12 protein-coding genes are annotated in these 13,468 nt (G+C 60.3%); 6 read left to right on the top strand and 6 right to left on the bottom strand.

Going from position 1 to position 13,468, the window contains the following annotated elements:
- Positions 1 to 79: 79 nt before the first annotated feature.
- Complete coding sequence (locus tag ACI2JX_RS15420; RefSeq protein ID WP_264234833.1) at positions 80 to 1,663, bottom strand: peptide chain release factor 3; 1,584 nt, start codon at positions 1,661 to 1,663, stop codon at positions 80 to 82.
- Positions 1,664 to 2,242: 579 nt separating this feature from the next.
- On the opposite strand from ACI2JX_RS15420, the gene ACI2JX_RS15415 reads away from it, so the two are divergent.
- The 5 genes from ACI2JX_RS15415 (at position 2,243) to ACI2JX_RS15395 (ending at position 6,057) form a co-directional block, all read left to right on the top strand.
- Positions 2,243 to 2,956, top strand: coding sequence for an ABC transporter permease (locus tag ACI2JX_RS15415; protein ID WP_404690418.1), 714 nt, complete (start codon positions 2,243 to 2,245; stop codon positions 2,954 to 2,956).
- Positions 2,957 to 2,969: 13 nt separating this feature from the next.
- Positions 2,970 to 3,881 (top strand): glycine betaine ABC transporter substrate-binding protein, encoded by a 912-nt coding sequence (locus ACI2JX_RS15410; protein ID WP_404690417.1) that lies wholly within the window; start codon positions 2,970 to 2,972, stop codon positions 3,879 to 3,881.
- Positions 3,878 to 4,531, top strand: coding sequence for an ABC transporter permease (locus ACI2JX_RS15405; RefSeq protein ID WP_186554063.1), 654 nt, complete (start codon positions 3,878 to 3,880; stop codon positions 4,529 to 4,531). The genes ACI2JX_RS15410 and ACI2JX_RS15405 overlap by 4 nt, the downstream gene beginning before the upstream one ends.
- The gene (locus ACI2JX_RS15400; RefSeq protein WP_404690416.1) at positions 4,528 to 5,685 is read left to right on the top strand and encodes a betaine/proline/choline family ABC transporter ATP-binding protein; all 1,158 of its coding nucleotides are present in this window, start codon (positions 4,528 to 4,530) and stop codon (positions 5,683 to 5,685) included. Before ACI2JX_RS15405 ends, ACI2JX_RS15400 begins: the two co-directional genes overlap by 4 nt.
- A gap of 93 nt (positions 5,686 to 5,778) precedes the next feature.
- Positions 5,779 to 6,057: a hypothetical protein gene (locus ACI2JX_RS15395; protein WP_404690415.1), complete on the top strand. Its 279-nt coding sequence runs from the start codon at positions 5,779 to 5,781 to the stop codon at positions 6,055 to 6,057.
- Positions 6,058 to 6,150: 93 nt separating this feature from the next.
- Here the strand turns inward: ACI2JX_RS15395 and ACI2JX_RS15390 are convergent, their stop codons facing one another.
- From ACI2JX_RS15390 to ACI2JX_RS15380, 3 genes are all read right to left on the bottom strand, one after another.
- Positions 6,151 to 8,574, bottom strand: coding sequence for a TonB-dependent siderophore receptor (locus tag ACI2JX_RS15390; RefSeq protein ID WP_404690414.1), 2,424 nt, complete (start codon positions 8,572 to 8,574; stop codon positions 6,151 to 6,153).
- A 108-nt stretch (positions 8,575 to 8,682) separates the two neighbouring features.
- A complete protein-coding gene (locus ACI2JX_RS15385; protein ID WP_404690413.1) occupies positions 8,683 to 9,645 on the bottom strand; it encodes a FecR family protein in 963 nt (320 codons plus the stop codon).
- Between the two features lie 17 nt (positions 9,646 to 9,662).
- Positions 9,663 to 10,151 carry a sigma-70 family RNA polymerase sigma factor gene (locus tag ACI2JX_RS15380; RefSeq protein WP_264234827.1) on the bottom strand — a complete coding sequence of 163 codons (489 nt, stop codon included), beginning with the start codon at positions 10,149 to 10,151 and terminating at the stop codon, positions 9,663 to 9,665.
- Positions 10,152 to 10,836: 685 nt separating this feature from the next.
- On the opposite strand from ACI2JX_RS15380, the gene ACI2JX_RS15375 reads away from it, so the two are divergent.
- A complete protein-coding gene (locus ACI2JX_RS15375; RefSeq protein WP_186554069.1) occupies positions 10,837 to 12,000 on the top strand; it encodes a type III PLP-dependent enzyme in 1,164 nt (387 codons plus the stop codon).
- Positions 12,001 to 12,102: 102 nt separating this feature from the next.
- On the opposite strand, the gene ACI2JX_RS15370 is transcribed toward ACI2JX_RS15375, so the two are convergent.
- Together ACI2JX_RS15370 and ACI2JX_RS15365 are read right to left on the bottom strand one after the other, a co-directional pair.
- The gene (locus tag ACI2JX_RS15370) at positions 12,103 to 12,636 is read right to left on the bottom strand and encodes a hypothetical protein (RefSeq protein WP_404690412.1); all 534 of its coding nucleotides are present in this window, start codon (positions 12,634 to 12,636) and stop codon (positions 12,103 to 12,105) included.
- A gap of 288 nt (positions 12,637 to 12,924) precedes the next feature.
- The gene (locus ACI2JX_RS15365) at positions 12,925 to 13,446 is read right to left on the bottom strand and encodes a hypothetical protein (protein ID WP_404690411.1); all 522 of its coding nucleotides are present in this window, start codon (positions 13,444 to 13,446) and stop codon (positions 12,925 to 12,927) included.
- Positions 13,447 to 13,468 lie beyond the last annotated feature (22 nt).

Raw genomic sequence — 13,468 nt, 5'->3', positions numbered from 1 at the left:
CGCTGTTTTTTGGCTCAACACAGTCCCTGTGGGAGCGGGCTTGCCCGCGAAGGGCTGCGCAGCAGCCCAAATACGCGGATCAGTGGTGTTCGCGAGTCGCGCGGAATTTCACATCCGGCCAGCGCTCTTCCATCAGCGCCAGGTTGACCCGCGTCGGCGCCAGGTAGGTCAGGTGACCACCGCCATCCACTGCAAGGTTTTCCACCGCCTTGTTCTCGAATTCCTCGAACTTCTTCTTGTCATCGCAGCTGATCCAACGCGCCGACCAAACCGTGATCGGCTCATAGGCGCATTCGACCTTGTACTCTTCCTTCAAACGGCTGGCGACCACATCGAACTGCAGCACACCAACCGCGCCGAGGATGATGTCGTTGCTGCGCAGCGGGAAGAACACCTGGGTGGCGCCCTCTTCGGCCAACTGTTGCAGACCCTGACGCAGCTGCTTGGACTTGAGCGGATCCTTCAGGCGTACCCGGCGGAACAGCTCTGGGGCGAAGTGCGGAATACCGGTGAAGCCCAGGTTCTCGCCTTCGCTGAAGGTATCGCCGATCTGGATCGTGCCGTGGTTGTGCAGGCCGATGATGTCACCGGCGTAGGCTTCTTCCAGCTGCTCACGCTCGGAGGAGAAGAAGGTCAGGGCGTCGCCGATGCGCACGTCCTTGCCGGTGCGCACATGGCGCATCTTCATGCCCTTCTCGTACTTGCCCGAGCAGATCCGCATGAAGGCGATGCGGTCGCGGTGTTTCGGGTCCATGTTCGCCTGGATCTTGAACACGAAACCGCTGAACTTCTCTTCCACGGGCTCAACGGTCCGCTCATGAGCGACACGGGCCAGCGGACGCGGCGCCCAATCGACCACGGCGTCGAGCACATGGTCGACGCCGAAGTTGCCCAAGGCGGTACCGAAGAACACCGGCGTCAGCTGACCGTTGATGAACTCGTCCTGGTCGAACTCATGGCAGGCGCCCTGCACCAGCTCCAGTTGTTCGAGGAAGCGCTCGTACTCATCGCCCAGATGCGCGCGGGCTTCGTCGGAGTCGAGCTTCTGGATGATCTTGACCTCTGTACGCTCGTGGCCATGGCCTGGGGTGTAGACGATGATGTAGTCGCCTGCCAGGTGATAGACACCCTTGAAGTCGCGGTAGCAACCAATCGGCCAGGTGATCGGCGCGGCCTTGATCTTGAGTACCGCTTCGATCTCGTCGAGCAGCTCGATCGGGTCGCGAATATCGCGGTCGAGTTTGTTGATGAAGCTGACGATCGGAGTATCCCGCAGACGGCAGACGTCCATCAGGGCGATGGTCCGCGGCTCTACACCTTTACCGCCATCGAGCACCATCAGCGCCGAGTCGACCGCGGTCAGGGTGCGGTAGGTGTCTTCGGAGAAGTCTTCGTGGCCGGGGGTGTCGAGCAGGTTGATCATGTGCTCGCGGTAGGGGAACTGCATCACCGAGGTGGTGATGGAGATGCCGCGTTGCTTCTCCATTTCCATCCAGTCGGAGGTGGCGTGGCGGTCGGACTTACGCGACTTCACGGTACCGGCGACGGCAATGGCCTTGCCCATCAGCAGGAGCTTCTCGGTGATGGTGGTCTTACCGGCGTCGGGGTGGGAAATGATTGCGAAAGTGCGGCGCTTCGCGACTTCGGCGGCCTGGTTGGTCATGGGAAATCGCCTGACTGGGGATTGAAAAAAGGGGCGATATCATACCTGAAGTCGGCCAAGGACCAAAGCCGGGGTGTCTGGCGTTCCGGCAAAAATGATGTGTGGTCTACTCCAGCCTCTGCGCGAGTCAGCCTGCTCTTACCGGGATAACCACCAAACCTGTGGGAGCGGGCTTGCCCGCGAAGAGGCCGCAACAGGCAGAACCCCAATGTCTGCGAGACAAAATAATTTAACTGCCCAGGCTTTTCATGACAAATGGCTGCAGCGCAGTTATTTCAACGCCTGTAACGCACAAAGCCGCTGCTTTATCCTGCTAATAAGCACGCTACCCAGTGATTAACGCTGGCCAAATGCCGCTGTAGATGGGAACCTTTACGGCTACGGAGACGTCCACTCCCCTGTAACCGCCGCTGGTTGGGGACTGGTTTCATCAGCATTTTCGGGCCCGACGGGGTTCGGCTCATGGCCTGATCGCAGCCTTCGGTTGCTTCACGCTGCTACTCGCGAACACACCACTCGCTGCCAGGTATGGTCGGCCAAAAAAAGAGTGTGCTCGCCGACAACACAAGGAGTCCGCCTGTGGCTATACGCTACGGAAAAGGGCTGTTGGGATGCGCCACCGTGCTCGTCATCCTGGCCCTGCTGATCCACTGGATCGGCCTCGATACGATCGCGCGCTATCGCGACGATCTGTGGTTTTACCTGCAAGCGCACCTGGTGCTGGTGCTGGCTTCGATGGCGGCGGCGTTGGCCGTGGGCATCCCCGCTGGCATTGCGTTGAGTCGACCGCACCGGGTCGACAAAGCCGAGCGCTTCATGCAGTTCTTCAACGTTGGCAACACCATTCCCCCCCTGGCCGTTCTGGCCATTGCCCTGAGTATCCTGGGCATCGGCGCAGGTCCTGCGATCTTCGCGCTGTTCCTCGCCTCCCTCCTACCTATCGTGCGCAACACCTACGAGGGTCTGAAAAACGTCCCCGCCTCGCTCAAGGAAGCCGCCACCGGCATCGGCATGACCCCGCGCCAGCAACTCTGGCAGGTCGAATTGCCCAATGCCGTGCCGATCATCGTCGGCGGTGTGCGCGTGGCCCTGGCGCTGAACGTCGGCACCGCCCCCCTGGCCTTCCTGATCGGCGCCAACAGCCTGGGCAGCCTGATCTTCCCCGGCATCGCCTTGAACAACCAGCCACAACTGTTGCTCGGCGCTGCCTGTACCGCGTTGCTGGCACTGGTGCTGGATGCCGCGGTGAGTTTCTCCAGCAAGCGCTGGCTGGAACGTGGCCTGGCCCAATAACAAGAGGGAACGTATGAACAAGACAATCGCCTTGCTGCTGGGCGCGGCCCTGCTGTTCGCAGGATTTGCCCAGGCGGCGGACAAACCGCTGGTACGCATCGGCGCGCGGGTGTTCACCGAACAGACCGTGCTCGCTGAAATCACCGCCCAATACCTGCGCGCCAACGGCTTCGATGTGCGCGTGACCACTGGCCTTGGCAGCAGCATCGCCCGCCAGGCGCAGGAAACCGGCCAGCTCGACCTGATGTGGGAATACACCGGGGTGTCGCTGGTGTCCTACAACCACATCGACGAGCGCATGCCCAGCGCCGAGGCCACCTATGCCAAGGTCAAGGAGCTAGACGCAAAGAAAGACCTGATCTGGCTGACCCCGTCGAAATTCAGCAACACCTATGCCCTGGGCTTGCCCAAGCAGGTCGCCGAGGCCTACCCGCAGATCAACTCGATCAGCGACCTCAACCAGGTGCTGCGTGACGAACACCAGCGTAATCACCTGGTGGCCCTGGACACCGAGTTCGCCAACCGCCCAGACGGCCTGGTCGGCCTCAAAGAGATGTACGACCTGCAAGTTGGCCGCGCCAACATCCGCCAGATGGACGCCGGCCTGGTCTACACCGCTATGCACAACAACCAGGTGTTCGCCGGCCTCGTCTACACCACCGACGGGCGCCTGAGCGCGTTCAACCTCAAGCTGCTCGAAGACGACAAGCACTACTTCCCCGACTACACCGCAGCACCGGTGGTGCGCAAGGCAGTGCTCGACGCCAACCCGCAACTGGTCGCCCTGCTCAAGCCGCTGGCCGAACAGCTCGACGACGAGACCATGCGCCAGCTCAACGCCAAGGTCGACGTCGACCACCAGAACCCCACTGCCGTCGCCGCCGCCTTTCTGCGTGAGCACCCCCTCAAGGAGGTCCAGCCATGAGCTTGCTCGACACGTTCGCCCACCTCGACTGGGCCCAGGTGCTGCAGCTGACCTGGCAGCACATCATGCTGGTCGGCATCGCGGTCAGCCTGGCCATTCTCGTCGGCGTGCCGCTGGGCATCCTGATGACCCGCTTCCCGGTCGTTGCCGGCCCGCTGCAAGCCAGCGCCACTGTGCTGCTGACCATCCCCTCGATCGCCCTGTTCGGCCTGCTGCTGCCGTTCTACTCCAAGTTCGGCCAGGGACTCGGCCCGCTGCCAGCGATCACCGCGGTGTTCCTTTATTCACTGCTGCCGATCCTGCGCAACACCTACCTGGCGCTGACCAACGTCGAGCCGGGCATCCGTGAAGCCGCACGCGGCATCGGCATGACCTTCGGCCAACGCCTGCGCATGGTCGAGCTGCCCATCGCGGTGCCGGTGATCCTCGCTGGCGTGCGGACCGCCGTGGTGATGAACATCGGCGTCATGACCATCGCCGCAACCATCGGCGCTGGCGGCCTGGGCGTACTCATCCTCACTTCCATCAGTCGCAGCGACATGTCGATGCTGCTGGTCGGCGCCGTGCTGGTCAGCCTGCTGGCGATCATCGCCGACCTGCTCCTGCAAACCCTGCAACGTGCCCTGACTCCAGAAGGACTGCGCTCATGATCGAACTCAAGAACCTCAGCAAGACCTTCAACGTCAACGGCAAGGACGTCAAAGCCGTCGACTCGGTAAGCCTGACCGTCAACGAAGGCGAAATCTGCGTATTCCTCGGCCCCTCGGGCTGCGGCAAGAGCACCACCCTGAAGATGATCAACCGCTTGATCACGCCGACCTCCGGCCAGGTGTTCATCAATGGCGAAGACACCACTGGCCTGGACGAAGTGACCTTGCGCCGGCACATCGGCTACGTGATCCAGCAGATCGGTCTGTTTCCCAACATGACCATCGAGGAGAACATCACCGTGGTGCCCCGCTTGCTCGGCTGGGACAAGCAAAAATGCCACGAGCGCGCCCGCGAGCTGATGAGCATGATCAAGCTCGAGCCCAAGCAGTACCTGCAGCGCTATCCGCGGGAACTGTCCGGCGGCCAGCAGCAGCGTATTGGTGTGATTCGCGCACTGGCTGCCGAAGCGCCAGTGCTGCTGATGGACGAACCGTTTGGCGCGGTCGACCCGATCAACCGGGAGATGATCCAGAACGAATTCTTCGAGATGCAGCGCGCGCTGAACAAGACTGTGATCATGGTCAGCCACGACATCGACGAGGCCATCAAGCTGGGCGACAAGATCGCCATCTTCCGCGCCGGCAAGCTGCTGCAGCTGGATCATCCGGACACCCTGCTGGCCCATCCGGTGGATGATTTCGTCAGCAACTTCGTAGGCCAGGACAGCACGCTCAAGCGCCTGCTGCTGGTGCGGGCAGAAGACGCGGCGGACAACGCGCCCTCGGTCAGCCCCGAGACGCCGGTCAGCGATGCGCTGGAGCTGTTGGACGAGCATGACCGGCGCTATGTGGTGGTCACCGATGGGGGTAACAAAGCGCTGGGCTATGTGCGCCGGCGTGACATGCATCGCCAGCAAGGCACCTGTGGCGACTTCCTGCGCCAGTTCAACGCTACCGCCTCGCATGATGAGCACCTGCGCATCCTGTTGTCGCGGATGTACGAATTCAACCGGGCCTGGCTGCCGGTGCTGGATGCCGAGCAGGTATTCCTCGGCGAGGTCACCCAGGAGTCGATTGCTGCCTACTTGAGCTCGGGACGCTCGCGCGGGGCCAAGACCAGCATTGTTTCACCCGCAGAAGCGGTGGTTTCTTAAGACCGTTCGCGCAATAACCTAGGAGCAGGCTGACTTATATAGGCCCTACGTCCGGGCATCATTGGCGATCACCGATGTTACCCGGACCGCGCCATGAGAAAGTCGATCACTGCTTGTTGCATCTTCGCCTGCATGACAGTCGAAGCGGAATTCAACGTGCAATCCGAGCAGGCCTCAAGCCTGCAGTGGCAGGCGCAGGACTGCCGGAAACTGAAGGGCCTGGAGCAAAGTCTGTGTCTGAAAAGCGGGGCCATTGCATCCGATTGCCAATCTCTGGGCAATGCCCATGATCGCAATCAGTGTCTGCTTGGCATTACTGACGAGCAGGCTCCGCAAAAACGCAGCTTTGATGGGCAACCAAGGCCGCGATAATCAGTAGAGAAGCGCCCTGCTGACCGGCCTTTTCGCGGGCAAGTCGCAGCGGTGCGCCGCTGCGACTTGCCCGCGAAAAGAGCGCCGCCTAGGTCAGAACCCGACGCTAGCCTGCACATAGAATGTGCGCGGCTCGCCCAGGTACAACCCCGAGTTGTTGTCGCTGGAGCGGGTGTAGTACTGCTTGTCGAACAGGTTCTTGACCCCGGCTGCCAACTTCAAATTGGACATCTGCGGCCCAAAGTCATAACCACCGCGGGCATGCCAGGTTACGTAGCCAGGAATGTCACCATACTGTCCATCGGCACTCGGCTCGGTGATGTAGTCGCCATTGAAGCTACCGTCGTTGTTGATGCCGGTGCCCGGCGCACGCTGCTTGGATTGGGCGAAAGCGTCCAGATTCCAGGTCCAGCGATTGACCTGGTAACGCAGTCCGGCAGTAGCCACCTGGCGCGAGTAGAACGGCAAGTCGCGCCCCTTGAATCCGGGAATCTCGCCTTCATACGTGGCGCGGGTATAGGTGAAGCCAGCATTGGCCGACAGGCCTTCCAGGCGTGGATCAAGCCCGGCCAGGTCATAGCGCAGCGAGGCCTCGATACCCTGGTGCTTGGTCGCGCCGAGGTTGGTCCAACCCACGTCATTGCTGATGTACTGCAGCTCATCGTCGAAGTCGATGTAGAACGCGGTCAGCTCACCGGCAAAGTTGCCGTTGTCATAGCGCGTACCGATTTCGTAGGTCTTGGCCTTCTCGGGTTCCAGTCCATTGGCGGTGCTGTTACCAGTGCCACCCTGGCCGAGCTGGAAGTACTGCAGGCTGCCGAACGAGGTCTCGTAGTTGGCGAACACTTTCCACGCATCGGAGAGGTGGTACATCACGCTCAATGCCGGCAGCGGCTCGTTACTGGTAATACTGCGATTCTTCTCTGGCACCGGTTTGCCGTTGGCGCCGAGCACCGGGCGATCACGCCAGTCGGTGTTGATGTGCTCGAAGCGGATGCCAGGGGTGATGGTCCAGTTGCCCACATCGATCTTGTCGTCGATGTAGTAGGCGCTGGCCTCGGTACCACCGCTACGGTCCTGGAACACATGGCCATCGGAGGTAGGCGTTGGGGTCGGCACATTGTCGATCAGTTCCAGACGGGTCGACTGCTCACGCATGGCTTCTTTTAGGTAGCGATAACCGACGCTGACTTCCTGGGTCGTTGGGCCGGCGAAGAAGATCCGCGACACGCGCGGCTCGATCGCGAAGGTGTGGTAGTTACGCGGATACGACGACAAGGTTTTCTGGTCACGCGAAGCGATGGCGCTGCCGCGGAAGCTGTCGGTGTAGTAGGTCAGCACTTCGAACTGGGTGGCGTCATCGATCTGCCGCTGCCATTTGAAGGAGACATCTTTGCGCCGACCTGCAAAATAGTCGTAGTCCCGCACCGACTGGTACGGGTCACTGTCGAACTGCGCCTGGGTCAAACCACCGGGCATATCGGCGCGGCCGTCGTAGTAGTGAAAGTTGAGCCAGAACTCGTCGCTGTCGGTCGGCGCCCAATGGGTCTTGAGGATGACGTCGTCGATATCGTTGCCGTTGTTGCTGCTGCGATAGCCATTGCCGTTGACCCCGGTGTACAACAAGGCCACCCCCATGCCGTTGTCGGCGGTGCCCCCGGCGAACGCCGATTCGGTGTGTTTCCAGCCGCCATGGCGGGAGGTTTCCAGGGTGGTGGACAACTCGGCACTGGCCTTCTGGGGGATTGCCCGGGTAACGAAGTTGATCACCCCGCCGACGTTCTGCGGGCCGTAGCGCACCGAGCCTGCACCGCGCACCACGTCAATGCTGTCGAGGTTGCCCGAGGAAATCGGCGCCATCGACAGCTGCGGCTGACCATAGGGGGCGAAGGCTGCGGGGATGCCGTCGATCAACACGGTCGAGCGCGGCGACAGGCGCGAGGTCAGGCCGCGCACGCCGACGTTCAGCGACAAGTCGCTGCCGCCCGTGCCGTTGGAATCCTGCACCTGCACCCCGGGGATGCCGCGCAGTACATCGCGCACGTTCATCGCGCCCTCTTCGACCATCGCTTCACGGCGTACCACGGTGCGCGCGCCGGGGTGGTTCTGCACAACGCTTTGCTGCGCATCGCCCAGCCAGTCGCCGACCACCTTCACATCAGTAGGCGCCAGCTCCAGGCTGCCGGTGGTCAGGGTGCCCGCGCTCTGCGCCGGTTTGACCACAACGGTGTCCTGGGAAATCTCGTAGGTCAGGCCACTGCCCTGCAGCAATTGTTGCAACGCCTGCTCGGGCGCCAGGCTGCCGGACACGGCGGGGGCCTGCTTGCCAGCTACCAGCTCCGGGCTGAAGAACAACTGCAGGTTGGTCTGCTGGCCCAGCTGGGCCAGGGCCGAAGACAGCGGCTGGGCTTGGATCTGGATGGCAGCAGGCGCCTGTTCGGCATAGGTGTGGGCAGAGGCGGCACTGACCGCCAGGGCCAAGGCCAGAGAGCGAAGCTTGGGCTTATTGTTTTTCACGTCGTCGAATGATCCTGAATGTCGGGACAAACGCCAACTGCACGCAAATGTAAATGCTTGGCAGTTACAGCTGGCGGGGAAGACGAACGAGTGAAAAAAAACCTGAATCTATTTCGCGATTATTTCACTGGAGCCATCGTCATGGGTCTTGATGGCCACCGGCAATATACTCGGCAAGGCGCGCAGCAGGGCGTCTGGATCATCAATGCTGAAGGTACTGGAAAGACGCAGATTGGCCACTTTGCCAGGGGTTACCCGCAGCGGCTGGGCGCGATATCGGGACACCTCGCTAACCACTTGCGCCAAGGTAGCGTTGTCGAACACCAGCTTGCCTTGGCGCCAGGCGGTCAGTGCGCCAGCATCGATCGCATAAGGCGCGGCGACCGAACCCTGGGCATCGATGTGCGAACCTTGGCCGGCCGTCAGCTGGGCCAGTGACTGGCCTGTACCCTGCACGCGCACCGAGCCCTGCTCCACCGCGACCCTTGTGCGCTGTGGATCCAGGCGTACGTCGAAGCGGGTGCCGGTGACGGTGACGCGGCCTTGGCTGGTCTGCACCACGAACGGTCGGGCAGTGTCATGAGCTACGGTGAACATGGCCTCACCAGCGTCCAGTACCACGTGGCGCTCAGCTGGGCTGAACTCGACCTTCAAATGCGTGCCGCCATTGAGCTCCAAGCGCGAACCATCCGGCAGCTCGAGCTGGCGTCGCTCACCCAATGCGGTCTGGTAATGCTCGTGGGTATTGAGCCGTTGGTAGTGCCAGCCGCTCCAGCCCAGTCCCAGCGCCACCACCGCCAAGCTGGCAGCCAACGCCTGGCGCACCAAGCGCCGCCGCGGCAGCTGGCGAACCGGGTCGGGCTGGCACAGGGCCTCCAGGCGTTGACCGGGAATCAGGTCAGCGGCCAGCCACAACTGACCAAGCAACTGGTACTCGGCACGGTGACGCGGATCAGCCTCGAGCCACTGGCGCAGTTGCGCCTGCAGGCCAGCATCGTGCTGCGCATCTTGCACGCGGGCGAACCATTGCGCCGCCTGCTCGGCTACGGGATCAGCGCCGTGCTGTTTCATCGAAAGGGCCTCTTGACTCATCTGGTCGACACATCCAGGTGCTCACGCAGATGTCGGAGCGTGCGGATCATATACTTTTCGACCATGTTCTTGGTCAAACCCATGCGCTCGGCAATCTCCGCCTGGCTCAGCCCCTCGATTTTCTGCCAGATGAATACTTGCCGGCAATTGAGCGGCAGTTCAGCCAACGCACGCTCGACGCTGGCGGCCAGCTCCAAGGCATGCACGTAGGCCTCGGGGTCGCCGCTGGCAGCGACGCCGTCGTCGAACACTTCATGCGCCATGGCCTGGCGGCGATCCTCGCGGCGAAAGCCGTCCACGGCAATGTTGCGCGCGGTCTGGTGCAAATAGGCGCGCGGCTGCTCGACCTGCTCGCGCGGGTTTTCAAGAACCCGCACAAAGGCGTCATGGGTGAGATCTTCGGCCTGCTGGCGATTGCGCAGCTTGCGCGTCCAGGTGCCGATCAGCTCATGGTAATGGTCGAGAAAGCCTTTATGTCCAGACACGATCTAGGTCGTCAGGGAGGCAAGATGAGGTCGCGAATAGTAATGTTTCTCATCAAAGCCGGCAATCGACGTTTAGCCAGGCCGACCAAGCGTCTACCCGAGGCCTCGGTAACAAAAAATTTATGGGGAATTTCATCGCTAAAGCCGCGTGCTTTATGTGGCCATAAATATGAACACTTGGCCCTTGCCTACACCTGATCAAGCGGAGATCGCCGAGAGACCGGCTGGCTCTTTTGGTGGCTAAGCCCACTCTTCCATTCCCCTGCCATGGGCACATTGGCAGATCACCGCGAGCCCGGTGGGAGCGGGCTCGCCTGCGAACGAGCCACCGCGCTATTCCACAATATTTAACGCTGCAAAGCCCTCAGGGAACATCTGCCGGTCATACGAGTCGGTTATTCAAGTGACTGCTCGTCGATCCACGACGAACACGTCGGGATTGCCTGTTGATCTTGCCGGGTTCACGCCCTAAAGTGCGCGCCGAACGTCCATGCTGGAAACGATCCATCCGGCTCAAGTACTGACGACGAGACAGCAAGGTCATCCGCAGCTCCCTACCTGGGCACGGTTGACCTTTTTGCTTTCGGCGACATGCCTTGGGAAGTAGGCGAACCAAAGTGGGGATACGGAGGGCGTTCAGTTTGCAGCCACTTTCTTTTTCAGTTTGCCCATGGAGTCCCTGAGCATGTCGATCCAAGTCGAAGACTATTTCGCACGCGACACCTTCCAGAAAATGAAGGCGTTCGCCGACAAGCAAGAAACCCCGTTCGTACTCATCGACACCCAGATGATCAGCCAGGCCTATGACGACCTGCGCGCCGGTTTCGAGTTCGCCAAGGTCTACTACGCGGTCAAGGCCAACCCAGCCGTGGAGATCATCGACCTGCTCAAAGACAAGGGCTCGAACTTCGACATCGCCTCGATCTACGAGCTGGACAAGGTCATGGGCCAGGGTGTCAGCGCCGATCGCATCAGCTACGGCAACACCATCAAGAAATCCAAGGACATCCGCTACTTCTTCGAGAAGGGCGTGCGCCTGTTCGCCACCGATTCCGAAGCCGACCTGCGCAACATCGCCAAGGCCGCCCCGGGTTCGAAGGTTTACGTGCGTATCCTCACCGAGGGTTCGACCACTGCCGACTGGCCGCTGTCGCGCAAATTCGGCTGCCAGACCGACATGGCCATGGACCTGCTGATCCTCGCCCGCGACCTGGGCCTGGTGCCATACGGCATCTCCTTCCACGTCGGCTCCCAGCAGCGCGACATCAGCGTGTGGGACGCCGCCATCGCCAAGGTCAAAGTGATCTTCGAGCGCTTGAAGGAAGAAGACGGCATCGTCCTCAAGCTGATCAACATGGGTGGCGGCTTCCCGGCCAACTACATCACCCGTACCAACAGCCTGGAAACCTACGCCGAAGAGATCATCCGCTTCCTCAAGGAAGACTTCGGTGACGACCTGCCGGAAATCATCCTCGAGCCGGGCCGTTCGCTGATCGCCAACGCCGGCATCCTGGTCAGCGAAGTGGTGCTGGTTGCGCGTAAATCGCGCACCGCCGTCGAGCGCTGGGTATACACCGATGTGGGCAAATTCTCAGGCCTGATCGAAACCATGGACGAGTCGATCAAGTTCCCGATCTGGACCGAGAAGAAGGGCGAGATGGAAGAAGTGGTCATCGCCGGCCCGACCTGCGATAGCGCCGACATCATGTATGAGCACTACAAGTATGGCCTGCCGCTGAACCTGGCCATTGGTGATCGCATGTACTGGCTGTCGACCGGTGCCTACACCACCAGCTACAGCGCTGTGGAATTCAATGGATTCCCGCCGCTGAAGGCCTACTACCTCTGAAACGAACCTGGGCGCGGGTGAAGACCCGCGCCCAGGCAGTTACCGGACCGTGCGTTCCTCAAACCGAGGCTGAAGGAAACTGCAAGGCCACTCATTGCTACCTTAGCGATACTTTACGTCTTTGATAGCCTTGAACATAAAGTGCGAGGCGTTTTCACTCGCCGTTAACTGCAAGTACGTAAAGGGCGAGTAATGAACAAGCCTGACAAACTTAGCCTGGGCTACACTCCACAGTTTGAATACTGCACGGGGTTCGCCTTCATATTCCCTCACCTCGCCGGTATAGATCAAATCCCATTGGGCGCTTTTACCAAAGTCCTCAGGCTTTTCCCAGAAGTCTGAAGCGAGGTAGGGATAATCACGTTCGTCATAAAGAAGTATGTCGTCTTTAAAACCCGCGAAATCAGTCGCACAGGTAATATAAGTCCGCATCTTCTCCAGATATGGGCTGATCACCTGAAAACTAAATTCCAGGGTATTGACTTGAAACGCATGCGTTCCACCCTCCGTTACCAGTCGACCATTATATCCCGGCAGCCAATGGTCATTCCTGGTGATAACCTTGACCGGGCGAACCTCTTCACCCACCTGGTATAGCACTGCGACAAACGAGCGAACAAGGTTGTTATCCGACATGACAATGCTCCTGACCCTGAACTGGTAATCGCACTTCTCGTAGAAACCAACTCAGGCAATGATCGTGGGGGACGAGAAGTGAGCTCAAGCATGAGACGAAGGAATAAGGCATTTAATCCTGAACAATTTCCCTACTGCGCCGCGCGCTGAATAAGACGCGCCGAGACAGTTACCAAATCTGCTATTCGTAACTTACTGCAAAACAAAAAAAGCACACACCGAACAGTTCGGTGTGTGCTTACCGCGCAGCGAGCGATCTCGTTACATCGCCGACGCATCTGTCACAACTTACAGAGGCGCATCGACGCCCATCCGGATAATCTCGACTTCAAATACTGCAGCCGGCTCCACGTCAACACAGAGATAGCTGGCCATACGTCCGGTGCTCCAGGCAGCCCTGTCCCAGTAAATACCAATCGCTTTGTCAGCCAGCGTAGTAATACGAACTTGCGATCCACCTACTTGTTGCAGGCGCCACAGCGGACCCGCAGTAGCTTTGTGCTCATAGAGACCCAGGTATCCATTGGTACTGACATCTACCCGGCGGTTGAACAGCGGATGGGCGTTGTTACCGGTCCACAGACGGATCTCATACGCATCCTCGCCGCCAGCCTGCTGCACTGCGCCGAACCACAGGGTTAGCGGCTCTCGATCCTGGCGCGATGTGGTCAGCCACTCGCTGGAGTGCCAGAAGGTATTACCGTTGTAACCTGGGCTGTATTCCCAGCGCCCGACCGGCCCCGGGTACTGGGTGTTCACTACATTCAGGCGAGCGATGAAGGACTTCTCAGTGATATAGGACTTGGCCATGGTGCAACTCCGTTGGATGAGT

The organism is Pseudomonas sp. NPDC088890 (assembly GCF_044900155.1).
In the GTDB taxonomy this organism is placed as follows: domain Bacteria; phylum Pseudomonadota; class Gammaproteobacteria; order Pseudomonadales; family Pseudomonadaceae; genus Aquipseudomonas; species Aquipseudomonas urmiensis.
Note: the sequence above shows the minus strand (reverse complement) of the source record. Positions and strands in the feature narration are given on the sequence as shown.

Coding starts and splice junctions, on each gene's coding strand:
- ACI2JX_RS15420 (WP_264234833.1), bottom strand. CDS start 1,663: ATGACCAACCAGGCCGCCGAAGTCGCGAAGCGCCGCACTTTCGCAATC.
- ACI2JX_RS15410 (WP_404690417.1), top strand. CDS start 2,970: ATGAACAAGACAATCGCCTTGCTGCTGGGCGCGGCCCTGCTGTTCGCA.
- ACI2JX_RS15405 (WP_186554063.1), top strand. CDS start 3,878: ATGAGCTTGCTCGACACGTTCGCCCACCTCGACTGGGCCCAGGTGCTG.
- ACI2JX_RS15400 (WP_404690416.1), top strand. CDS start 4,528: ATGATCGAACTCAAGAACCTCAGCAAGACCTTCAACGTCAACGGCAAG.
- ACI2JX_RS15395 (WP_404690415.1), top strand. CDS start 5,779: ATGAGAAAGTCGATCACTGCTTGTTGCATCTTCGCCTGCATGACAGTC.
- ACI2JX_RS15385 (WP_404690413.1), bottom strand. CDS start 9,645: ATGAAACAGCACGGCGCTGATCCCGTAGCCGAGCAGGCGGCGCAATGG.
- ACI2JX_RS15375 (WP_186554069.1), top strand. CDS start 10,837: ATGTCGATCCAAGTCGAAGACTATTTCGCACGCGACACCTTCCAGAAA.
- ACI2JX_RS15370 (WP_404690412.1), bottom strand. CDS start 12,636: ATGTCGGATAACAACCTTGTTCGCTCGTTTGTCGCAGTGCTATACCAG.
- ACI2JX_RS15365 (WP_404690411.1), bottom strand. CDS start 13,446: ATGGCCAAGTCCTATATCACTGAGAAGTCCTTCATCGCTCGCCTGAAT.